This is a genomic window from Micromonospora citrea (assembly GCF_900090315.1).
GTDB classification, from domain to species: Bacteria; Actinomycetota; Actinomycetes; order Mycobacteriales; family Micromonosporaceae; genus Micromonospora; species Micromonospora citrea.
This window is the reverse complement of the sequence record NZ_FMHZ01000002.1, coordinates 1,659,805-1,682,087: the sequence shown is the minus strand read 5'-3', so window position 1 is coordinate 1,682,087 and position 22,283 is coordinate 1,659,805. Positions and strand designations below refer to the sequence as shown.

The window sequence follows — 22,283 nt, the reverse complement described above, 5'->3', positions numbered from 1 at the left end:
GACATGGCACTGCAACAGGGGCGAAACGCCCACGGGCCAGGCTGGTGCCCAGCCTGCCGGCGGATGGCGCCGGCCCGCCGAGCGGAGGGACAGACATGTTGCTGCGAGTTCGGGTCACCCTGCCGGACCGTCCGGGCACGCTCGGCCAGGTGGCGCGCACCATGGGCGTGTCCGGTGCGGACATCGTCCAGGTGGTCGTGCTGGAGCGGCTGGGCGGGCGGGCAGTGGACGACTTCACCGTGGTCTGGCCGGGTGCCGCGCGGGTCGAGCGGCTGCTGGCCGGGCTGGCCGCCGTTCCGGGCGTACGGGTGGACGGGGTGTGGCGGGCGATCGGCGCGCCCACCACCACCGGGCAGGACGCCGAACTGCTGGCCCAGGTCGCGGCCAACCCCGCCGAGGGCGTGGCCACCCTGGTCGACGCCGTGCCGGGGCTGCTCGCCGCCGACTGGGCCGTCGCCGCCGTGGTGCCCCTGGACTGGGCCGCCCGCCGTGGCGCCGCCGGGCAGGCGACCGTCGGGCCGGCGAGCTGGCGGGCCCCCGTACCGCCGCCGCTGCCGGAGGTGACGCCGCTGCGCGCCCGGGCGATGACCGCGCCCGACGGCGAGCACTTCGCGGTCGCGCCGTTCGGCCGGGCCGGCCTGGTGCTGGTGGTGGCCCGCGAGCGCGCCGGGACGCCGGGCGCGGCGGCGTTCCACGCCACCGAGGTGGACCGGCTGGCGCAGCTCGTGCGGGCCGCCGCCGTGATCCTCGGCGACCGGCTAGACCTGGTCGGGGCCCCGCCGGTGGTCGTCAACCCCTGAGCCCGGGCCGGCCCGGGCGGGGGCGGTGTGGCGCAGGTCGCGCCGCCCGGACCAGAGCCGTCACCGCCGGGCAACCGGCCCGCAACAGCGACCGGCGAGGGTCGTACGGGAAGGGAGGCCACCATGACGCTGTGGCGGATCCGGGCGACCGTGGACGACCGGCCGGGCTATCTGTCGGTGCTCACGGCCAGCCTGGCGTTGCGCGGGGTCAACATCCTCGCCGTGCAGGTGCACACCACCGAGCGGGGGGCGGTCGACGACTTTCTGGTCGACGCGCCCGACGCGCTCGACGAGGCCGACCTCGTCGCCGCCGTGGAGCGGGGGCGGGGGCGGGACTGCTGGGTCGCGCGCAGTGAGGCGCGCGGGCTGGCCGACCAGCCCACCCGGGCGCTCGGCCTGGCCAACCGCCTGGCGCGGGACCCGGAGGCCGCCGGGGAGGTGCTGCGCGCCCTGCTCGGCGCGGACACGGTCAGCTGGCGGCCCACGCCGGCGGCCGGCGGGATCACCGAGACCACCATGCTGCTCGCCGACCCGGGCGGGGGCTCGTTCGCGCTGCGCCGCGCCGCGCCGGGCTTCACCCCCGCCGAGTACGCCCGGGCACAGGCCCTGGTCGAGCTGTCCGCCACCGTCGCGCGCCGGGCCGCCGAGCAGGTCACCCTGGTGCTGCCCGACGGCGCCGAGGCGACCGTACGCCCGGCGACCGCCGACGACCTGCCCGGCGTGGTCGAGCTGCACGAGGGCTGCTCGGCGCGCAGCCGGCACCGCCGTTACCTGGGTGGGGCGGCGGCACCGTCGCCGGCCCGGCTGCGCCGGCTGCTGGAGCCGGCCCGGGGCGTCACCCTGCTCGCCTCGACCGGCGACGCCGGGGCGACGCAGCCGGCCGGGGCGGCGGGGTCGGTGGTGGCGATGGCGAACCTGCTCGCCGAGGGCGACGAGGCCGAGGTGGCGCTGCTGGTGCGCGACGACTGGCAGTGCCGGGGCCTCGGCTCCGCCCTGCTGCGCCGGCTGGTCCGGCACGCCGAGCGGGCCGGCTACGCGGCCCTGCTGCTGCACGTCCACGCGGAGAACGCCCCGATGCTGCGCACCCTGCGGCGGCTCGGCCGGCCGACCCCGGCGGAGCGGGACGGCGCCCTGCTCACCTTCACCGTCCCGCTCACCACCCACGCTGCGCCGAAGGGCACCCTGTTGACGCCTCCGGTCTAGGAGGTGCCCCTCTCCGCACCTGTCAGGTGGCCGGGTAGCTGCTGTAGTCGGGGAAGTTGCCGTAGAGCCGGCCGTCGCCGCCCTGGGTGACCGCCTGCACCAGCAGGTCGCCGCCGACGAAGGCGCCCTTCCAGGACGCGCCCCGGCCGCCGAACGGCTCGTCGCGGTCGCCGCGGGAGCGCGGCTTGTTGATGCCCACCTTGAACGCCTGGAGGTCGACCGCGAGCTTGCCGGCCAGCTCCTCGTCGTCGCAGGCCAGCGAGGCGACCAGCGCGCCGTTGGAGGCGTTCATCGCGGCCAGCAGCTCGTCGGTGGTGTCCACGACGACGATGGTGTCGACGGGGCCGAACGGCTCGGCGTGCATCAGCCGGGACCGGCCGGGCGGGGCGAGCAGCACCGACGGGGCCACGTACGCCGAGGTGTCCTGCCCGTCCAGGAACGGCGCGCCGTCGAGCCTGCCCCGGTGCAGCGGCACCGCGCCGCCGCGTACCGCCTCGTCGACCTTGCGGCGCAGCTCGTCGGCCTTGGCGGCGCTGATCAGCGGGCCGAAGTCCAGCTCGGGCAGCGGGTCGCCGGCGGCCCAGTCGGCGTCGACGGCGAGCGGGTGACCGAACCGGACGGAGCGCACGACCGGCAGGTACATGTCGAGGAACTGGTCGACGAGGTCCCGCTGGACCACGAAGCGCGGGTACGCGGTGCAGCGCTGCTTGCCGTACTCGAAGCCCTTCTTCAGGTGCCCGGCGAGCAGGTCCCACTGGGAGAAGTCCCAGATGCCCCAGGCGTTGAGGCCCTCCTGCTCGATGAAGTGCCGCTTGTCGGAGTCGAGCAGCGCGGCGGCCACCTTGCCGCCGTTGGAGCGCCCGCCGACGAACGCCACCGCGCCGATCTCCGGCGCCCGGACGAGCACCTCGGACAGTTCCTCGCCGCCGCCGGAGACCAGGGTGGCGGGCAGCCCGGCCCGGCGCATCAGGGCGTGCGCGACGGTGAGGCAGACCGCCCCGCCCTGCGACGGGGTCTTGGCGATGACGGCGTTGCCGGCCAGGAGCTGCACCAGTTCGGCGTGCACGAGCACGCTCATCGGGTAGTTCCAGGACGCGATGTTGCTGACCGGTCCTGGCAGTGGCTCCCGGCCGTCGGCGAGCATCCGGTCGATCTCGCCGACGTACCATCGCACGCCGTCCAGCGCGCGGTCCACGTCGGCGCAGGCCAGTCGCCACGGCTTGCCGATCTCCCAGACCAGCAGCAGGGCGAGCAGGTCGCGGTGGGCGGTGAGCGCGTCCAGGGCGTCGACGACCCGGGCCTTGCGCTCGGCGAGCGGGGTCTCGGCCCAGGCGCGGTGCGCGGCGGCGGAGTGCGCGACCGCGGCGCGGGCGGTCTCCGCGTCGAGGCGGGGCAGGTTGACCAGCACGGTGTTGTCGACCGGCGTGCGGACGGGGCTGGGCGTGCCCACCGCGTGCCAGTCGCCGCGTACGAGGTTGTGCAGCGTGGTGACGCCGTCGACCGGGGCGCCGAACGCCTCCGGTGCGGCGGCCACCGCGCGGGCGAGGGTGTCGGACCAGGCGGTGCCGTCGGCGAGTCGTAGAGCCATCGCGATCTCCTCAGGGTCGGCCGGGGGAGCGGCGGCGTCGATGGCACCGCTGGTGTCGCGTACTGTCGCGCGGCCGAAAGCGGCGCGGCAACAGTACGTTCGTATGCCGGAACGCCCGGCCCCCGCCCCGCCGCCGCCGGCCCGCCTCGCCGACCCGCGACATCGGCCCTGAGCTGCCCATACGCGGTCAATGTATCGACAAACTTAGATGATGTGATGAATGTCCGGCCGGGAAACGGCGACCGGCCGCCGGACGGGTGTCCGGCGGCCGGTCGGGCGCTTCGGTGGGTCAGCTGGTGAAGGTGACGTTGTCGCGCCGACGGCGCAGCATCAGCAGCGCGCCGCCGCCGATCAGGGCGACACCGGCCAGCGCGATGCTGGTCGTCGCCACGCCGGTCAGCGGCAGGCCGCCCTCGTCCTCGTCGCCGCCGCCGCTGCCGCCGGTGCCCTCCGACGGCGTGACCGACGGGGTGACCGACTCCGACGGCGACACGGACCCGCCCGGGGAGGTGGACTCCGACGGCGACGCCGACGTCGAGGGTGACACCGAGGTCGACGGCGACACCGACGTCGACGGCGACGGCGAGGTCGACGCCGACGGGCTCGGGCTCGGCGACTGCGTCGCGACGGTGCCCGCGCAGGTGTGGCTCAGCTTGAAGCTGTCGGCCGTGCCCGTGATCGTGGCGCTGCCGCCCAGCAGTGTCCACCCGGCCGGGGTGAAGACGTAGGCGTGCTTGACCTGGCCTTCGCCGCCGTTCGCGGAGAGGAAGTCGGGGTAGGAGTCGGTGGGGTCCGGAATCTTCACCGTCACCGTGGCGCCGGCCAGGTTCTCGAAGGTGAGGGTCAGATCCTCGAAGTCGCCCGAGGTCTTCCTGCTGCCGTCGAGGACGAAGTGCCAACCGTCGTGGTCGGCCGGCCGGTCCTTGAACCTGGGGTCGCCGCACTCCTGTTGGAAGGTTGCCGTCTTGCCCTCGTGCGGCTTGTGCAGCGGGATGGTGCTGGACGCCCAGGCCGGGGTGGCGAGAGCGAGACAGGCCGTGGCGGCGACTGCGGAAACGGCCGCGCGCGCCACGCGCCGACGGTGTGCCATGAGGATTCCTCCGGAATTGATCGAGGGGACAGCACATGATGGCACGGTGCGTGACGGTGGCGGGCATCGGGCGATCGGCTTGAGCTGCTGCGACGCGGCGGCCTCGCGGGCTGCACGGCGAAAATAACTACTCTCCGCAGGGCGTGTCGATGTAACGCCATTGCCCTCTGTGGCGCAGCGTCGGCCGCGTTGCGGCTCCGTCCATCCTGGCCGGTCTTCACAAACCGGCGACGGCCCATCTACATTGGCAGGCATCCATGGGAGCGCTCCCGGTCCCAGCGGAACCCACCCCACCACCACCTTCGCCGGCGGCCCGCGTCGCCTCCACGGCCGCTCCGACGCCGTTGCGAGTCCTCCCCGGACGCCGTCGGCGACGTCACCGACAGGAGCACCGTCATGCGCCACCCGAGACGCCCGCGCCGGCCCGGCGACCAACCCTGGTCACGGCGCCTGCTGGCCGCCGGCGCGGCCCTCGCCACCGGGCTCGCCCTCACGGTCACCGCGCCCGCCGCCGGCGGGCCAGCCGCCGCCGCGCCCGCCGCCGGGCCGGCCGCCGCCGCGCCCGCCTTCAACTACGCCGAGGCGCTGCAGAAGTCGCTCCTCTTCTACGAGGCGCAGCAGTCCGGCCCGCTGCCCGACTGGAACCGCGTCTCCTGGCGCGGGGACTCCGCCCTCACCGACGGCGCCGACGTCGGAGTGGACCTCACCGGCGGCTGGTACGACGCCGGTGACCACGTCAAGTTCGGCTTCCCGATGGCGTTCAGCGCCACCATGCTCGCCTGGGGCGCGGTCGAGTACCGCGACGGCTACGTGGCCAGCGGCCAACTGCCGCACCTGCTCAACAACCTGCGCTTCGTCAACGACTACTTCGTCAGGGCGCACCCCGCGCCGAACGTGCTCTACGGGCAGGTCGGCAAGGGCGACGACGACCACAAGTGGTGGGGCCCGGCCGAGGTGATGCCGATGGCGCGGCCCGCGTACAAGATCGATGCGAGCTGCGGCGGCGCGGACCTGGCCGGCGAGACGGCGGCGGCGATGGCCGCGTCGTCGATGGTCTTCCGCCCCACCGACGCCGCCTACGCCGACCGGTTGCTCGGGCACGCCAGGCAGCTGCACACGTTCGCCGACACCGTGCGCAAGAGCTACCACGAGTGCATCACCGACGCGACCAGCTTCTACCGCTCGTGGAGCGGCTGGCAGGACGAGCTGGTCTGGTCCGCCATCTGGCTGTACCGGGCCACCGGCGACGCCGCCTACCTCGCGAAGGCCGAGAGCGAGTACGACCGGCTCGGCACCGAGAACCAGAGCACCACCCGCTCCTACCGGTGGACCATCGCCTGGGACAACAAGCAGTTCGGGGCGTACGTGCTGCTGGCCAACCTGACCGGCAAGCAGAAGTACGTCGACGACGCCAACCGGTGGCTCGACTACTGGACCGTCGGCGTCAACGGGCAGCGGGTGCCGTACTCGCCCGGCGGGATGGCCGTGCTGGACTCGTGGGGCGCCCTGCGCTACGCCGCGAACACCGCCTTCGCGGCCCTCGTCTACAGCGACAAGACCACCGACGCCACCCGCAAGGCCCGCTACAAGGACTTCGCCGTCCGGCAGATCAACTACGCCCTCGGCGACAACCCGCGCGCCTCCAGCTACGTCATCGGCTTCGGCACCAACTCCCCGAAGAACCCGCACCACCGCACCGCGCACGGCTCCTGGTGGGACAGCCAGACCGTGCCCGTCGAGACCAGGCACACCCTCTACGGCGCGCTGGTCGGCGGCCCGTCGGCGGCCAACGACGCGTACACCGACAACCGGTCGGACTACGTGATGAACGAGGTCGCCACCGACTACAACGCCGGCTTCACCTCCGCGCTGGCCCGGCTCACCAAGGAGTACGGCGGCACCCCGCTCGCCGGCTTCCCCCGCGCCGAGACGCCCGACATCGACGAGCTGACCGTCGAGACCACGGTCATGCAGGCCGAGCCGCGCGCCACCGGCCTCAAGGCCATCGTCTACAACAAGTCGGCGTTCCCGGCCCGCGCCCTGACCGACGGGAAGTTCCGCTACTACTTCCGTCCCGACGGCACCGGCCCGGTCACCGTCACCCCCGGCTACACCCAGGGCTGCCCGTCGCCGTCCAGCGCCAGGCAGTTCTCCGGCGACGTCTGGTACGTCGAGGTGGACTGCACCGGGCACACCATCGCGCCCGCCGGGCAGTCGCAGCACCGGATGGAGGTGCAGTTCAAGATCGGCGTGCCCGAGGGCGGCACCTGGGACCCGACGAACGACCCGTCGTACCAGGCGACGGCGGGGCCGAACCGGAAGGTCACGCTTCACTCCGGCGCCACCCGGATCTGGGGCGAGGAGCCCGGGCCGGCCACCCCGGACACCACCGCGCCGACCGCCCCCGGCACCCCCGTCGCCTCGGCGGTCACCGCCACCGGGCTGACCCTGACCTGGCCCGCGTCCACCGACGCCGGCGGCAGCGGGCTGGCCGGCTACGAGGTCACCCAGGCGCAGGTGGGCAGCGACGCGCTCGTCCTGCTCAACTCGGCCACCAACACCCTGGCCGTGACCCGGCTGCTGCCCGAGCGGACGTACCGGTTCACGGTGCGGGCCCGCGACGGCGCCGGCAACCGCTCGACCGCCTCGCCCGTGGCGGAGGTGACCACGCCGGCCGCCCCGGCCCCCGACACCGTCGCGCCGACGCGCCCCGGCACCCCCGTCGCCTCGGCGGTCACCGCCACCGGGCTCACCCTGAGCTGGGCGGCGTCGACCGACAACGTCGGGGTCACCGGCTACCGCGTCTACCGGTCGGCCGCCGGCGGGGACACGCTTGTCGGCTCGCCCACCGGCACCACGCTCGCGGTGACCGGGCTGACCGCCGCGACGGCGTACCAGTTCCACGTGGTGGCCGTGGACGCGGCCGGCAACGCCTCGGCGGCGTCCGCCCCCGTCGCGGTCACCACCGCCGACCCGCCCGCGTCCGGCGGCTGCGCCGTGACCTGGACGGCCAACAGTTGGGACACCGGCTTCACGGCGAACGTCACCGTCACCAACACCGGCACGACCACGATCGACGGCTGGACGCTCGCCTTCGCCTTCCCCAGCGCCGGGCAGAAGGTCGGCCAGGGCTGGTCGGCGACCTGGGCCCAGACCGGCACGGCGGTCACCGCCACCAACGTCTCCTACAACGGCAGGCTCGCGCCGGGGGCGTCGACGAGCTTCGGTTTCAACGGCACCCACACCGGCACCAACCCCGAACCCTCCGCCTTCACCCTCAACGCCACCCCCTGCACCCTCTCCTGACGCCCCGATCTTGGACAGTTGCCGTGCGCCGGGAACGGCAACTGTCCAAGATTCACCCCACGGGGCGCCAGCCGGCCGCCGTCAGGGCGCGGCGGAGGGAGGCGGCGACCTCCTCGGGGCGGGCGCGGACCAGCCACGCCGGGAAGCGCAGGATGCGGTCCCCGGCGGTCCAGACGTCGTTCTGGCGTCGCATGTCGGCCGCCCACTGCCGGACGTCCATGTGGTGCGCCCCGTCGATCTCGACGTGTAACCCCCACTCCCGCCAGTACGCGTCGAGCCACCGCGTCCGCCCCGAGGCGTCGGCGCGCCGCTGCTGGAGGCGGGGCGCCGGCAGGCCGTGGCGACGGCAGAGCTTGACGAAGTCGATCTCCGAGAGCGCCTCCGCGCCACCGGCGATGTCGGCCACGGTCTGCCGGATCAGCGCCCGCCGAGGGGCCCGGGGCAGGGCGTCCAGCACCGCCGTCAACTCCGTCGGCACGACCCGGCGCTGCTGGCAGCCGGCCGCCAGCGTCGCCTGCGCCTGGTCGACGGTGCGGGCCCAGCCGGCCGCGTCCACCAGCGCCCGGGCGGTGGTGGTGCGCGGCGGTCGGGCGAGCTGGAGATGCGCCGCCGGCAGCACCGACGTGCGGTGCACGACCACCGCCGCCATGTCGATCGGCAGCCGGCCCGGCAGCGTACGGCCCGCCCTCCGGTGCGCCGGCACGAGCACGTGCAGCGGTTCGCGCCCCCCCGTACGCCCGCCTCGGCGGCAGCCGTCGGGCCGGCCAGGACGGCACCGGGACCCGCGGCGAGCACGGCGACCCACAACTGTTGGTCCCGGGTCAGCCGGCCGTTGCCCATCAGCACGACGCCCCGGCAGATCGAGCGCCACCGCCCGGAGCGCACCCGTCCGCGTACGGCGCCCTCGGTGAGCGACCGGGTCGCCTGGGCGGTGGTGACGACGCCGGCCTGTTCGAACGCCAGCCAGTCGAGCGCGTCGGCCTCGTCGGCCGGGAGGTCGGGGTACACCCGTCGCAGCCTCGCCGCCGGCCGCGCCGCCCGCCGCCCCGCGCGGGAATCCCGGGCGGTAGCCGGCCGCGTTTCGGGGCATTCCCTCCTCGTGGAGCTGGTGACGGTGGGACACGGGGCGGCGGACCGGACGAGGCTGGGGGAGCTGCTGACCGCCGCCGGGGTCGCGCTCGTCGTGGACGTGCGGCGGTTTCCGGCCAGCCGGACCAATCCCGACGTACGCCGGGAGGAGCTGGCCCGCTGGCTGCCGGCGGCCGGCGTGGACTACCGCTGGGAGCAGCGCCTCGGCGGCCGGCGGCACACCCCGGCCGGGGTCGACGAGCCGGACACCTGGTGGACCGTCCCCGCCTTCCGGGCGTACGCGGCGTACACCCGTACCGCCGACTTCCGGGCGGCGCTGGACGCGGTGCTGGCCGACGCGGCGGCCCGGACCACGGCGGTGATGTGCAGCGAGAGCGTCTGGTGGCGCTGCCACCGGCGGCTCATCGCCGACGTCGCCGTGCTGGGCCGCGACGTGCCGGTGCGCCACCTGATGCCCGACGGCCGGCTCGCCCCGCACCGCCCCGCGCAGGGCGCCCGCCGCGTGGCCGACGGGAACCTCGTCTGGGACGGGTGAGGACTCCGCCCACCCCTACCGGTGCTGATCGGCTGCGGTCGCCCAGACCCCGGCGCGCGCCGCGGCGAGGGCGGCGTCGGCGGCGTCGTGGGCGTCGGCCTCCGTGAGGGGCGCGCCCGTGTTGAGCAGCGCGTAGTAGAGCGGGGCGGAGACGGCGGCGATGACGCGACGGGCGTCGGTGCCGGCGGGCAACTCGCCGCGGCGGACGGCGTCGGTGACGCAGCCGGCCCACTCCTCGATGCGGGTGGCGTAGAAGCGGTGGAGCGCCTCGGCGGCCTGTCCGTTGCAGAGTGCGGCGGCGATCAGGGCCTTGAACAGCCGCCCCTGCCGGGGGTCGGTGAGGGTCTCGACCACCAGGCGCGCGTTGGCGCGCAGGTCACCCTCGACGGAGCCGGTGTCGGTGCGGGGCAGGGACTGGGCCGCCATGTCGTCGAGCAGGTCGGCGGCGAGCGTGCCGGGGGTGCCCCAGCGGCGGTAGACCGTCGTCCGGCCGACCCCGGCCCGGCGGGCCACCTCGGCCAGGTCCAGGGCCTCGAAGCCCGCCTCGGCCAGCACGTCGGCGGCCGTCTGGAGGACGGTCTCGCGGACGCGGGCGGTGCGGCCACCGGGCCGGACGGTGCCGGGGGCGGGGGTGTCAGCCATGAGCGGATCTCCTTCGTGCGGCGCTTCACGATGCCACAGGACACCTTATCGGGATTGTGGTTCCGTTACGGCCTCGCAAGGTGGTACGGTCTGCCTCGTAACGGTACCGAGGTCCCGTTAGTGGTTCGATCGTCCTCGGGCCGCGCCGCCTCCTCCGCCGGTTCCGACCCGGCGGACCGAAAGAAACGAAGGTCATGTCCGCAATCAGCGTCGCGCCGCAGCGCACCACACCCCTCGCCGCTCCCGCCCCGTACCGGCTGACCGGCCGGCTCCGGCTGGTGCTCGCCGTCCTGCTGGTCACCCAGTTCATGCTGGCCGTCGACTTCTCGATCCTCAACGTCGCGCTGCCGGCGATCGGCGACGGGCTCGGCTTCTCCCTCTCCAACCTCCAGTGGATCGCCACCTCGTTCGCGCTGAGCGCGGCCGGGTTCACCCTCCTCTTCGGCCGCATCGGCGACCTGGTGGGCCGTAAGCGGATCTTCCTCGGCAGCATCGGCCTGCTCGGGGTGGCCTCCCTGGTCGGCGGGCTCACCAGCAGCCCCGAGGTGCTGATCGTCGCCCGCGTCCTCCAGGGCCTGGCCACCGCGGCCGCCACCCCCGCCGGCCTCTCCCTGCTGACCACCTCCTTTCCCGAGGGGCCGCTGCGGCAGAAGGCCCTCGGCCTCAGCGGCGCGTTGATGTCCGCCGGGTTCACCACCGGCGCCATCCTCGGGGGCGTCCTGACGGACGTGCTGTCCTGGCGGTGGGCCTTCTTCATCAACGTGCCCGTCGCCCTCGCCGTGCTGCTGGTCGCTCCCTCGGTCATCCAGGAGTCGAGGCCGGCCGGCCGTCCCAGGCTCGACCTGCCCGGCGCACTCTCCGTGACCCTCGGCCTGCTGGGACTCGTCTACGGTCTGACCCAGGCCGGCGAGCACGGCTGGACCAACCCCCACGCACTGGTCGGGCTGGTCGCCGGCACCCTCCTGCTCGTCGTCTTCTACCTCGTCGAGCGGAAGGTGGCCCAGCCGCTCGTCCCGCTGAAGGTGCTGCGTCGCCGCAACGTGGCCTGGGGCAACGTGCTGGGTCTGCTCGCCTTCGTCACGGAGACCTCGTTGGTCTACCTGCTCACCCTGTACATGCAGAAGACCCTCGGCTTCTCCGCCCTGGTCGCCGGGATCTCCTTCGGCGTCCTGGGGCTCGGCACCGTGGTCGGCGGGCTCCTCGCCCCGAAGCTGATCGCCCGGACCTCCACCCTGACCACGCTGGTCGCGGGCGGCCTGATCCAGGCCGTCTTCACCGCCGCGCTGATCTTCCTGGGCACGGGCACGGCCTCCTCGATGGCGCTGCTCCTGCCCGCCACGTTCCTCGGCGGCGTCGGAAACATGCTGGTCATCGTCGGGTTCATGGTCACCGCCACCAGCGGGCTGCCCGACCGGGAGCAGGGCCTGGCCACCGGGCTGGCCACCATGTCGCAGCAGGTCGGCATCACGATGGGTACGCCGATCATGTCCGCGATCGTCACCGCGGTCACCGCGGGAGCCGTCACCGCCACCGCGATCCTGGACGGCGTCACCGTCGCGATCGCCGTCAACACCGCCCTGGTGGGGCTCGGGGCCCTCATCGCCGCCGTCTTCCTGCGTGTCAGGCGCGCCTGACGCACCCCCGGCCGGCCACGACCGACGCGGCGCCTGACGTCGACGGTGCGACACCCCGACCTGGAACCCCACCCGACCTGAATCTCACCCCGGCACCGTCGGCTGGCTCGCCGGCACCGTCGGCTGGCTCGCCGGCGCCGTCGGCTGGCTCGCCGGCACCCGATGGGCGGACCGACCCCGCCGTTCGCCCGTCGGGTCCCCCCTCCCAACCAGAAAGGAAAGACATGGATCTGCGGCTCACCGGCAAGGTCGTCCTCGTCACCGGCGCCACCAGCGGCATCGGCCTGGCCACCGCCCGCCTGTTGGCGGACGAAGGGGCCCGCGTGGTCGCCGTCGCCCGCGGCAGGGCCGACTCCCGCGCCCTTCCGGAGGGCGTCGACCTGCACCGCGCCGACCTCACGGACGCTGGGGCCGCCGCCCGGGCCGTCGCCCATGTGCTGGACAGACACGGCAAGCTGGACGGACTGGTCAACAACGCCGCCGTCCTCGTCTCCCGCGACAGCTTCGCCGACATCGACGACGCCCAGTGGCACGCCACCTTCGAACTCAACCTGCACGCCGCCGTACGTCTCACCCGTGCCGCCCTGCCCCTGTTGGCGGCGAACCCCGACGGCGGCAGCATCGTCCACGTCGCCAGCGAGGCCGCGCGGCTGCCCGACGCCTCGATCGCCGACTACGCCGCGGCCAAGGCGGCGCTGCTGTCGGTGTCCAAGTCCCTGGCCACCTCCCTGGGGGCGAGCGGCATCCGCTCCAACGTCGTCTCGCCGGGCCCCACCCGGACGGCCCTGTTCGACGCCCCCGGAGGCTTCGCCGACCAGCTCGCCAGGCGCCTCGACATGCCGGCCGACGAGGCCGTGGAGCACTTCGTCCGCAACGAACGTCGCCTGCCCACGGGCCGCCTCGGCACCCCGGAGGAGGTGGCCGGCGTCATCGCGCATCTCCTGTCCCCACGCGCCGGCCAGGTCACCGGCGCCGAGTGGAGCATCGACGGTGGCGCCCTGCGCCAGCTGTAGGCGCGGACAGGGCGGCGGGCGCCGATCCCGGTCGCCGGCCCGCCGGCCGGTCGACGCCGATCCGGCCGCAGGGGCAGCGGAACCGGTCGGTGCGCCGTCGCCCGGGAGCGGCGTCGGCCGCCGGACGGTCAGTCGGCGAGTTCGTCGGCGAGCAGGTCCATCAGCAGCCCGTCGTGCCACCGCCCGTCCTCGCCGCGCTCGTAGCGGCGCAGCACCCCGACGGGACGGAAGCCGACCTTCGCGTACGCCCGGACGGCAGCCGTGTTCGCCGCCGCCGGGTCGATGGTGAACCGGTGGTGGCCGTGCTCGTCGATCAGGTGTCGGACCAGGGTGCGGATCGCGTCCCCGCCCAGCCCCGCGCCGCGTACCGCCGGGTCGAGGAAGACGTCCATGCTGGCGTGCCGGTAGTCCGGGTCGTCCTCGGCGTACCACTGGATCGCGCCGACCACCCGGCCGTCGTGCTCGATCGCGTACACCGACAGGGCCTCGTCGGCGAGGTCGGCCCGGACGGCGGCGGCGAGGTCGTCGCCGCCGCGCCACCAGCGTCGGACCTCCGGGGTGGCCCGGATCGCGGCGAGCGCCGGCACGTCCCCGGCCGTCGCCGGCCGCAGGGTCACCGCCCGGCCCCGCAGCATCGCCCTCAGCCCTGGATCTCGCCGTGCTCGACGCAGACCGCCGCCCAGCCGACCGGCAGCACCTGCACCTTCATCCGGCGGCGGCAGTGCGCGCAGAAGCGCGGCGGCTCCAGCACCCGGGCCGCCGCGCACGCGTCGTGCGGGCCCGCCGCGGCGGCCTCGCCGCAGCGGTCGCACCAGGCGGCCGACGCGCCGCCGGCCGCCGGCACCGCGTCACTCGTCGTCACCGGGGTGGTCACAGCGTCGCGGAGAGCGCCTTGACCGGCATCTTCAGGTCGTCGAGCAACTCCAGGTCGGCCGTGGCCGGCCGGCCCAGCGTGGTCAGGTAGTTGCCGACGATGACCGCGTTGATGCCGCCGAGCAGGCCGTCGCGGGTGCCCAGGTCGCCGAGGGTGATCTCCCGGCCGCCCGCGTACCGCAGAATGGTGCGCGGCATCGCCAGCCGGAACGCGGCGATGGCGCGCAGCGCGTCCTTGCCCTCCACCACCGGCCGGTCGCCCAGCGGCGTGCCGGGGCGGGGGTTGAGGAAGTTCAGCGGCACCTCGTGCGGGTCCAGCTCGGCGAGCTGCGCGGCGAACTCGGCCCGCTGCTCCACGGTCTCGCCGAGGCCGAGGATGCCGCCGCAGCAGACCTCCATGCCCGACTCGCGGACCATCCGCAGGGTCTCCCAGCGCTCCTCCCACGAGTGCGTGGTGACCACGTTGGGGAAGTAGGAGCGGCAGGTCTCCAGGTTGTGGTTGTAGCGGTGCACGCCCATGTCGACCAGCTCGTCGACCTGCTCCTGGCTGAGCATGCCCAGGGAGGCGGCCACCTGGATGTCGACCTCGGCCTTGATCGCGGCGACACCCTCACGCATCTGCTTCATCAGCCGGGCGTCGGGGCCGCGCACGGCGGCCACGATGCAGAACTCCGTGGCTCCGGTCGCCGCGGTCTGCTTCGCCGCCTCGACCAGCGAGGGGATGTCCAGCCAGACCGAGCGTACGGGGGAGGTGAACAGGCCGGACTGCGAGCAGAAGTGGCAGTCCTCGGGGCAGCCGCCGGTCTTCAGCGAGACGATCCCCTCGACCTCCACCTCGGGGCCGCACCACCGCATCCGCACCTCGTGGGCGAGCTGGAGGGCGGCGGGCAGGTGCTCGTCGGGCAGGTTCAGCACGGCGAGGACACCGGCCTCGTCGAGACCGACGCCGTTCTCCAGCACCTGGGTTCGGGCCTGGTCGAGGATCTCTGGCATGGCTCGTACCCTACAAGGCCGCCCGAGCGGGGAGAACGCCCCGCGTGTCGGACCCCCGACGCCGGGGTGGACACGCCGGCCCGGGACGGGCGGGTGGTAATTTCGCCCGGCGGAAGCGGTCGACGACGGTCGGCGCGGGCAGCGTGGGGGTGACGGTGGCGGACTGGCTGGCGGCGCTCGACCGCCGCGCCGAGCTGCGCGCGAAGGCGGGACTCACCCGCCGGCTGCTGCCCCGGGCCGCCGGCGACGCCGTGGTCGACCTGGCCGGCAACGACTACCTGGGCCTGGCCGCCCACCCCGAGGTCACGGCCGCGGCGGCGCGGGCGCTGTCGGCGTACGGGCTGGGGGCCACCGGGTCGCGGCTGGTGCGCGGCTCCACCGACGCCCACCACGCGCTGGAGGACGCCCTCGCCGACTGGCTCGGCGCCGACCGGGCACTCGTCTTCTCCTCCGGCTACCTGGCCAACCTCGCGGCCGTCCGGGCGCTCGCGCAGCCGCGTACGCTGCTCGTCTCCGACGCCCACAACCACGCCTCGCTGATCGACGGCTGCCGGATCTCCGGGGCGCAGACCGTGGTGACCCCGCACGCCGACGTGGCGGCGGTGGCCGCCGCGCTCGCCGCCGCGCCCGGCCGGCCGGCGGTGGTCGTCACCGAGTCGGTCTTCTCCGTCGACGGCGACCTCGCCCCGCTGGCCCGCCTGCACGCCGTCGCCCGCGAGCACGGCGCGCTGCTGCTGGTCGACGACGCGCACGCCCTCGGCGTGACCGGTCCGGCGGGCGCGGGGGGCGTCGCCGCCGCCGGTCTCGCCGGCCAGCCCGACGTGGTGGTCACCGCCACCCTGTCCAAGGCCCTCGGCGGTGCGGGCGGGGTGGTCGCCGGTCCGGCGGAGTTCGTCCGGCACGTCATCGAGACCGGGCGGACGTTCATCTTCGACACCGCGCTGCCCCCGGCCGTCGCGGCCGGCGTGCACGCCGCCGTCGGCCTGGCCCGCGTCGGTGACGACCTGCGCGCCGAGTTGGCGGAGCGGGCCGCCCTCGCGGTGCGCCGGCTGACCGCCGCCGGCCTGACCGTCTCCGAGCCCGACGGGGCGGTCGTCTCGGTCACCGCGCCCGGGCCGGAGGCGGCGACGGCGTGGGCGGCCGACTGCCGCGACCGGGGGGTGGCCGTCGGCTGCTTCCGCCCGCCGTCCACGCCCGACAGCCGGTCGCGGCTGCGGCTGACGATCGGCGCGGGAGTGCCCCGGCGGGACTTCGAGCGGGCCCTGGAGACCATCGTGGAGTGTGCGCCGTGAGCGCGAGGAGTGAGTTGGCCCCGCGAGCCCCGCGGTCGCGGACCGAGGTTGGTGTCGTGGGCGCGAGGAGTGAGTTGGCCCCGCGAGCCCCGCGGCGGCGGGCCGGGGTGCGGCCGTGCCGGTGCGAGGTGCGGCCGTGACGGTGCCGTGGCGGGGGCCGGTGCTGGTCACCGGCACCGACACCGAGGTCGGCAAGACCGTGGTGACGGCGGCGATCGCGGCCGCCGCGCAGGCCGCGGGCCTGCGCGTCGCGGTGGTCAAGCCCGGCCAGACCGGTACGGCCAGCGGCGAGCCCGGCGACGTCGACGCCGTCAACCGACTGGCCGCCCCGCTGACCGGCCGCACCCTGGCCAGCTTCCCCGACCCGCTCGCCCCGCTGGCCGCGGCCCGGGTCGCCGAGCTGGAGCCGCTGGAGCTCCACACCGCCGTCGACGCGGTCCGCGAGGAGGCGGAGAAGCACGACCTGGTGCTGGTGGAGGGTGCCGGCGGGCTGCTCGTGCCGATGGGGCTGCGCCCGTCGGGGGAGCCCTGGACGGTGGCCGACCTGGCGGTCTCGCTGGGCTCCCCGGCCGTGGTGGTGGCCCGGGCCGGGCTGGGCACCCTCAACCACACGGCGCTCACCCTGGAGGCCCTGGAGCGCAGGGCGGTGCCGGCCGGCGTGGTGATCGGCGCCTGGCCGGCCGAGCCGGAGCTGGTGCACTGGGCCAACCTCACCGAGCTGGTGCCGAACCTGCTGGGTGCGCTGCCGGCGGGCGCCGGGTCGATGGATCCGGGGGTGTTCCGGCGTTCCGCGCCCGGGTGGCTCACCCCGGCGCTCCACGGGGTGCTCGACGACTGGCGCGCCTGGGCCGAGGAGATCAGCTGAGCACCTGACTTTCGTCGGTGCCCGCCCGCGTCGGGCCTGGGTAGCCTGGCCGCCGTGGAGAGCGAGCGGGGCGGTGGGTGGTGGTCCCGGGCGGAGGTCCGGCGGCGTTCCGGTGACGTGCTGCTGTGGCTGGTGACCGGCGCCCCGATCGGGTACGCGGGCGCCACCCCGCCGCACTCCGGGCGGACCGTCGCCCTGACGGCGGGCGCGCTGCTGTTGCTCGCCGCGGCGGTCGCGCTGAGCCGGCGCTGGCCGGTGGCCGCCCTCGTCGTGGCGGTGTTCGGGTCGCTGCTGGACGGCAACTTCCTCTTCGCGATCCCGGTGTTCAGCTACCTGACCGGTCGCCGCAGCGCCACCGCCGTGCCGGCCGCCCTCACGTTCGCCGCGCTGGCGGCCGGCGGCACCGTGCTCAACCTGGGGCTGCTCGGCACCGGCGCGGCCACCTGGTACCTCCTGGCCTCGGTGCTGCTCTTCGCCGGGGTGTTCCCGTGGCTGGTCGGCCGGCACCGGCGCCAGCAGGCCGCCCTGGCCGATGCGGGCCGGCGGCACGCCGAGGCGCGGCACCGCGAGCAGCGGGGTGCCGCCGAGCGGATCCGGCTGCGGGAGCGGGCCCGCATAGCCCAGGAGATGCACGACTCGCTCGGCCACGACCTGAGCCTGATCGCCCTGCGCGCGGCGGCCCTGGAGGTCGCCGACGACCTCGCCCCCGCGCACCGGACCGCCGCCGGCGAGTTGCGGGCCAGCGTCGCGGCCGCCACCGAACGCCTGCACGGCATCATCGGGGTGCTGCGCGAGGAGGGCGGGGCGGCCACCGTCCGTCCGGCGGACGAGACCGTCGCCGACCTGGTCGACCGGGCCCGCGAGGCCGGCATGGCGGTCGACGTCGACCCGCCGGACGGGCTGCCGGACCTGCCGGCGGCCACCGCGCACACCGTCCACCGAGTGGTGCGTGAGGCGCTCACCAACGCCGCCCGGTACGCCCCCGGCGCGGCCGTCACCGTCGCGCTGACCAGGGACGGCGACCGGCTCGGGGTGTCCGTCGTCAACGCGCCGCCGCCGGCCGGGCCGCTGCCCGGCCCGCCGTCCACGGGCTCCGGGCTGCTCGCTCTCGCCGAGCGGGTCCGCCTGGCCGGCGGGGCCCTGACGGCCGGTTCCGAGGGTGGCGGCTTCACCGTCCGCGCTCGGCTGCCGGTGGGCGACCACCCTGCCGCCGACCTTGCCGCCGCCGATTTCCCCACCGGCGACCTTGCCGCCGCCGATTTCCCCACCGGCGACCTTGCCGCCGCGTCCGTCGCCGTTTTCTCCGGGGACCTCTCCTGGCATGCCGACCCGGCGGTCGACGACCCGGCGGGGGAGCGGCCCGGCGAGGCCGAGCGGCGGCTGCGCGACGCCCGCCGCCGGGTCCGGCGCAGCCTGCTGACGGCGCTCGGCGCCCCGGCGGGTCTCGCACTGGTTCTGTCGCTGGTCTACTACCCGGTGGTGACCGCCGGGACGGTGCTGGACGCCGAGACCTTCGCGCGGATGCCCCTCGGCGCGGAGCGCGCCGCGCTGGCCGGGCTGCCCCGGCGGCAGCTCGACCCGCCGGACGCGGTGGTGCGGCCCGGCTGCGAGCACTACACCGACGGTAACTTCCCCCTGGCCGAGCCGACCTGGCGACTCTGCTTCGCCGACGGCCGGCTGGTCAGCAAGGAGCGGATAACGGATGAACGCTGACACGGGGAACCCGGTGCGGGTCGTCCTCGCCGACGACGAGGCGATGATCCGGGCCGGTGTCCGGGCCATCCTGGCCACCGACCCGGGGATCGAGGTGGTCGGGGAGGCCGCCGACGGTCGGGCCGCCGTGGACCTCGTCCGGGCGCACCGTCCCCGGGTGGCGCTGCTGGACATCCGGATGCCGAGGCTGGACGGGCTCAGCGCGGCCGCCGAGATCCGCCGCCTCGTGCCGGAGACGGCGACGGTCATGCTGACCACCTTCGGCGAGGACGACCACGTCGCCCGGGCCCTCGGCCACGGCGCCAGCGGCTTCCTGCTCAAGGCCGGCGACCCGCGCGAGCTGATCGCCGGGGTGCACGCCGTCGCCGACGGCGGCGCCTACCTGTCGCCGAGGGTGGCCCGCCGGGTGATCGAGCTGGGCGGGGACCGGGTGGCCCGCCGGCCGGTGGCCCGGGACCGGCTCGCCGGGCTGACCGAGCGGGAGCGGGAGGTGCTCGCGCTGGTCGGGGCCGGGCTGTCCAACGCCGAGATCGCCCGGCGGCTGCACCTGGTCGAGGGCACCGTGAAGAGCTACCTGACCAGCGTCTTCACCCGGCTGGAGGTGCGCAACCGGGTGCAGGCGGCGATCCTCGCGTACGAGGCGGGGCTGGTCGAGCCCACCGGCTGAGCCGCCCGCGCTTCGGTGCGGGGGTCCCGGTCGCAGCGGTCGGTTCAGCCGCGGCGCACGACGAAGGCGTCGGGCATCCGGAAGGTGAGGTTGTCCGGGCACCACGGCGCCCGCACCACGGTGACCTCGTCCAGCAGCGGCGCGGTCTCGCCGACGACCACCGCCGCCTCCATGCGGGCGAGCTGGTCGCCGACGCAGCGGTGGGCGCCCGCCCCGAAGGCCAGGTGCCGGCGGGAACCGCGCTGGCCGGGCCGGAACTCGTCGGGCGCGGCCACGGCGGCGGGGTCGCGGCCGGCGCGGGCCAGCCACAGCACGATGCTGCTCCCCGCCGGCACGGCTGTGCCGCCCAGCGTGGTGTCCACGGTGGCCACCCGCCGCCAGGTGACGATCGGCGGCTCCAGCCGCAGCCCCTCCTCGACCACGTCGGCGGCCGCGACGGTGCCGGCCCGCAGCCCGGCGCGTACCGCGGGCTCCCCGGCCAGCCGGTGCAGCAGGAGCGTGAGGAACTGCGAGGTGGTCTCCTGGCCGGCGACCAGCAGGAAGAACAGCGCTCCGACCACCACGTCGGGCGGGTGCCCGGCGGCCCGCAGCGACCCCGCCAGCCCGCCCCCGGTCGCCGCGAACTCCCGCAGCACCCGGTGGAACCGGCCCACCTCGGCCGCCAGCACCGCCTGCCGGTCGGCGTCCAGCGGCGCCCAGAACAGCTCCAGCGCCGCGCGGGCGAACTCCTTCACCGCGCCCACCGGGGCGTCGGGCAGCTCGACCAGCCGGGCCAGCACCAGCAGCGGCAGGTCGGCGGCCAGCTCGGCGTGGAGGTCGACCGGCGCGCCCGCGTCCAGGGCGGCGCCGACGGCGGCGAGGCGTTCCCGGACCAGCGCCGTCAGCCAGGGCCGCTGCGCGGCGACCCGGGTGGGGTGCAGGGCGTCGGCGACGACCGCCCGGATCTGCGGGTGGCTGTCGCCGCCGTTGTTCGCCAGGGTGGGCGGCAGCCGGAACCGGTGCCCGGCCAGCACCCGCAGCGCGGCCACCGGGACCGGGGTCACCGCGTCGAGCGCGTTGTCCGGCCGATAGGTCACCGGGTCGGTCAGCACCTGGCGGACCAGCGCGTGCCGGGTCACCACCAGATGCTCGACGCCCACGTGGTCGGGCACCCGGGCCACGTCCGGCCAGTGCGCGTCGGCGGTCTGCGCCCAGCTCCGGAACAGCACGCCGACACGCTAGCGGGCGGCCCCCGGCAGCCCGGCCCGCAACTGCCACACCGTGGTGCGCTTCACCCGTACGCTCTCCAGCGTCTCGGGCACCGGCACGTCGTAGGCGGCCAGCTCGTCGAAGCGGTCCCGGGGCAGGAACGCCCGACCGGGGTCGCCGACCAGCACCTGGGCCCCGGCGCGGGCGGCCCGCAGCAGGAAGCGCAGCACCCGGTTGGTCATCGCCTGGCTGTAGAAGACGTCCCCGGCGAAGACCACCTCGGCCCCGCCGGCGTCGCCGTCGAGGATGTCCCCGAGTTCGGCGTCGACGCGTACCCCGTTGGCCTCGGCGTTGACCGCCACGGCCGCGACGGCCAGCTCGTCGATCTCCACGGCGCGGACGTTCGCGGCGCCGGCCCGCGCGGCCGCGATGCCGACCAGGCCCGAGCCGGCGGCGAGGTCGAGCACCCGGCGGCCGGCGACCAGCTCGGGGCGGTCGGTGACGTACCGGGCCAGCGCCTGCCCGCCCGCCCAGGCGAAGGCCCAGAACGGCGGCGGCTGCGCGCTGCGGAACTCGCCCTCGGTCAGCTCCCACAGCCCGATGGCGTCGTCCGCCTGGTGCAGCCGCACCTCGGGGACGAAGGCGACCGGGGCGAGGCGGGCGTGCAGCCGGACGAACGCGGTGGAGAGGTCGGACACGCCACCGATTGTCCCCGCCGACCGGCGCCGGCGTGTCGCGGGGCGGCGGTGACCGGTTCACCACGGACGGTGAAAGCCGCCCCCGCGCTTGGCGACCGGTGCGAACACGCCCGTCTACCGGCCGGCCGGCGGGGCTGGCAGCGTTGCGGGGCAGGGGGGAGACGACGGGAGGCGACGGTGGCGACGGTGTGGCGGTACGCGCTGCGGACCGGGGCGGTGGCGGCCTGCCTGACCGGGGCGACCCTCGCCGCGCCCCCGCCCGCGTCGGCGGCCTTCAGTACAGAGCTGAGCGGCCTGCCGGACGAGTTCACCGGCGGCGGCCGGGTGACGACCGTCTCGGCAGTGGTCTCCCGCGACGCCGGCGGCTGCGTGAAGGTCCGCTGGTCGATGGTGCTGCGGGTGCGGGGGATCCGCCTCGACCAGGTGCGGATGGACCGGATCGAGGAGACCGGCTCGTTCCCGCTGGAGATCCGCACCGACGGGGACGTGGCCCGGCTGACCGACCGGCGGCTCGACCCGGGCACGCTCTGCCCCGGCCGCACGGTCACCGCCCGCTACCGGCTGGCCTTCGCCGAGGAGATCACCCGGGGGCGGATCACCCTCGAGGCCGAGGCGTACGACCGGAACCTGCGGCTGCTGTCCCGGCAGACGGCCACCCGGTCGGTGGTCGGTCCGGCCGGCGACCCGACCCCCACTCCGGAGCCGGATCCCGCCCCGAGCGAACCGGGCGAACCGGCGACGGAGCCCGCCGGGCCGCCCGCCGCCGACGAGCCGGCCACCGACGCGGCGCCTTCGGCGGCCGGGGCGGGACGGCCGGTCGCCCGTTCCGGCGGGTTCGGGGTGGTGCAGGCCGCGTTCCTGCTCGGCGGGCTGCTGCTCTCGCTCGGGGCCGGCCTGCTGCTGCGGCTGCGTCAGCTGACCAGGGCGACCGGCCCGGACGGCGACGACGGCCCGGTCGACGACGTCGGGCCGGCCCGGCGGTGGGAGCGGCCCGCCGTGGCCCGACGGTGGCGGCCGGCCGGCCGCTGATCGTGCACCGGCCTGTCACCGCGGCTGCCGCACCGGCCCGCCGGGGCCGGCCGGCACGCCGACCG

General features: G+C 75.7%; 20 protein-coding genes. 11 read left to right on the top strand and 9 right to left on the bottom strand.

Annotated features, from left to right (window positions below):
* The first annotated feature begins 95 nt into the window (after positions 1-95).
* Together GA0070606_RS07735 and GA0070606_RS07730 are read left to right on the top strand one after the other, a co-directional pair.
* On the top strand, positions 96-800 hold the full coding sequence (locus GA0070606_RS07735; protein WP_091096331.1) for an ACT domain-containing protein: 705 nt from the start codon (positions 96-98) through the stop codon (positions 798-800).
* Positions 801-923: 123 nt separating this feature from the next.
* Complete coding sequence (locus GA0070606_RS07730; protein ID WP_091096330.1) at positions 924-2,003, top strand: GNAT family N-acetyltransferase; 1,080 nt, start codon at positions 924-926, stop codon at positions 2,001-2,003.
* Between the two features lie 22 nt (positions 2,004-2,025).
* Here the strand turns inward: GA0070606_RS07730 and GA0070606_RS07725 are convergent, their stop codons facing one another.
* Both GA0070606_RS07725 and GA0070606_RS07720 read right to left on the bottom strand, forming a co-directional pair.
* Positions 2,026-3,591, bottom strand: a complete 1,566-nt coding sequence (locus GA0070606_RS07725) for an aldehyde dehydrogenase family protein (protein ID WP_091096327.1) — start codon at positions 3,589-3,591, stop codon at positions 2,026-2,028.
* Between the two features lie 289 nt (positions 3,592-3,880).
* Positions 3,881-4,663, bottom strand: coding sequence for an LPXTG cell wall anchor domain-containing protein (locus GA0070606_RS07720; protein ID WP_245724606.1), 783 nt, complete (start codon positions 4,661-4,663; stop codon positions 3,881-3,883).
* A gap of 414 nt (positions 4,664-5,077) precedes the next feature.
* Here GA0070606_RS07720 and GA0070606_RS07715 point away from each other — a divergent pair, with 414 nt between their 5' ends.
* Positions 5,078-7,987: a glycoside hydrolase family 9 protein gene (locus tag GA0070606_RS07715; RefSeq protein ID WP_091096324.1), complete on the top strand. Its 2,910-nt coding sequence runs from the start codon at positions 5,078-5,080 to the stop codon at positions 7,985-7,987.
* Positions 7,988-8,039: 52 nt separating this feature from the next.
* On the opposite strand, the gene GA0070606_RS07710 is transcribed toward GA0070606_RS07715, so the two are convergent.
* Entirely contained in the window at positions 8,040-8,696 is a 657-nt protein-coding gene (locus GA0070606_RS07710; protein ID WP_342672164.1) for an endonuclease domain-containing protein, read from the bottom strand.
* Between the two features lie 399 nt (positions 8,697-9,095).
* Between GA0070606_RS07710 and GA0070606_RS07705 the strand changes: the two genes are divergently transcribed.
* Complete coding sequence (locus GA0070606_RS07705) at positions 9,096-9,611, top strand: DUF488 domain-containing protein (protein WP_245724605.1); 516 nt, start codon at positions 9,096-9,098, stop codon at positions 9,609-9,611.
* 15 nt (positions 9,612-9,626) lie between these two features.
* Here the strand turns inward: GA0070606_RS07705 and GA0070606_RS07700 are convergent, their stop codons facing one another.
* Positions 9,627-10,253 (bottom strand): TetR/AcrR family transcriptional regulator, encoded by a 627-nt coding sequence (locus GA0070606_RS07700; RefSeq protein WP_091096321.1) that lies wholly within the window; start codon positions 10,251-10,253, stop codon positions 9,627-9,629.
* Between the two features lie 194 nt (positions 10,254-10,447).
* Here GA0070606_RS07700 and GA0070606_RS07695 point away from each other — a divergent pair, with 194 nt between their 5' ends.
* Together GA0070606_RS07695 and GA0070606_RS07690 are read left to right on the top strand one after the other, a co-directional pair.
* The gene (locus tag GA0070606_RS07695) at positions 10,448-11,887 is read left to right on the top strand and encodes an MFS transporter (protein WP_091096319.1); all 1,440 of its coding nucleotides are present in this window, start codon (positions 10,448-10,450) and stop codon (positions 11,885-11,887) included.
* Positions 11,888-12,111: 224 nt separating this feature from the next.
* Complete coding sequence (locus GA0070606_RS07690; protein WP_091096317.1) at positions 12,112-12,900, top strand: SDR family NAD(P)-dependent oxidoreductase; 789 nt, start codon at positions 12,112-12,114, stop codon at positions 12,898-12,900.
* Positions 12,901-13,028: 128 nt separating this feature from the next.
* Here the strand turns inward: GA0070606_RS07690 and GA0070606_RS07685 are convergent, their stop codons facing one another.
* From GA0070606_RS07685 to bioB, 3 genes are read right to left on the bottom strand one after another with little or no spacing between them, the layout of a single operon-like run.
* Positions 13,029-13,535, bottom strand: coding sequence for a GNAT family N-acetyltransferase (locus GA0070606_RS07685; protein WP_091096315.1), 507 nt, complete (start codon positions 13,533-13,535; stop codon positions 13,029-13,031).
* A 5-nt stretch (positions 13,536-13,540) separates the two neighbouring features.
* Entirely contained in the window at positions 13,541-13,762 is a 222-nt protein-coding gene (gene bsaP / locus GA0070606_RS07680; RefSeq protein WP_245724604.1) for a biotin synthase auxiliary protein BsaP, read from the bottom strand.
* 8 nt (positions 13,763-13,770) lie between these two features.
* A complete protein-coding gene (gene bioB, locus GA0070606_RS07675) occupies positions 13,771-14,766 on the bottom strand; it encodes a biotin synthase BioB (protein ID WP_091096310.1) in 996 nt (331 codons plus the stop codon).
* 155 nt (positions 14,767-14,921) lie between these two features.
* On the opposite strand from bioB, the gene GA0070606_RS07670 reads away from it, so the two are divergent.
* The 4 genes from GA0070606_RS07670 (at position 14,922) to GA0070606_RS07655 (ending at position 19,303) form a co-directional block, all read left to right on the top strand.
* The gene (locus GA0070606_RS07670) at positions 14,922-16,058 is read left to right on the top strand and encodes an 8-amino-7-oxononanoate synthase (protein ID WP_091107432.1); all 1,137 of its coding nucleotides are present in this window, start codon (positions 14,922-14,924) and stop codon (positions 16,056-16,058) included.
* Between the two features lie 160 nt (positions 16,059-16,218).
* Positions 16,219-16,923 (top strand): dethiobiotin synthase, encoded by a 705-nt coding sequence (bioD, locus tag GA0070606_RS07665; protein WP_425413085.1) that lies wholly within the window; start codon positions 16,219-16,221, stop codon positions 16,921-16,923.
* 54 nt (positions 16,924-16,977) lie between these two features.
* On the top strand, positions 16,978-18,636 hold the full coding sequence (locus tag GA0070606_RS07660; protein WP_245724603.1) for a sensor histidine kinase: 1,659 nt from the start codon (positions 16,978-16,980) through the stop codon (positions 18,634-18,636).
* Positions 18,626-19,303: a response regulator gene (locus tag GA0070606_RS07655; protein ID WP_091096306.1), complete on the top strand. Its 678-nt coding sequence runs from the start codon at positions 18,626-18,628 to the stop codon at positions 19,301-19,303. Before GA0070606_RS07660 ends, GA0070606_RS07655 begins: the two co-directional genes overlap by 11 nt.
* A gap of 44 nt (positions 19,304-19,347) precedes the next feature.
* Here GA0070606_RS07655 and GA0070606_RS07650 read toward each other — a convergent pair whose 3' ends face one another.
* Together GA0070606_RS07650 and GA0070606_RS07645 are read right to left on the bottom strand one after the other, a co-directional pair.
* The gene (locus GA0070606_RS07650; RefSeq protein ID WP_091096304.1) at positions 19,348-20,511 is read right to left on the bottom strand and encodes a cytochrome P450; all 1,164 of its coding nucleotides are present in this window, start codon (positions 20,509-20,511) and stop codon (positions 19,348-19,350) included.
* 9 nt (positions 20,512-20,520) lie between these two features.
* On the bottom strand, positions 20,521-21,189 hold the full coding sequence (locus tag GA0070606_RS07645; protein WP_091096302.1) for a class I SAM-dependent methyltransferase: 669 nt from the start codon (positions 21,187-21,189) through the stop codon (positions 20,521-20,523).
* Between the two features lie 177 nt (positions 21,190-21,366).
* Between GA0070606_RS07645 and GA0070606_RS07640 the strand changes: the two genes are divergently transcribed.
* Positions 21,367-22,218, top strand: coding sequence for a hypothetical protein (locus GA0070606_RS07640; protein WP_091096300.1), 852 nt, complete (start codon positions 21,367-21,369; stop codon positions 22,216-22,218).
* Positions 22,219-22,283 lie beyond the last annotated feature (65 nt).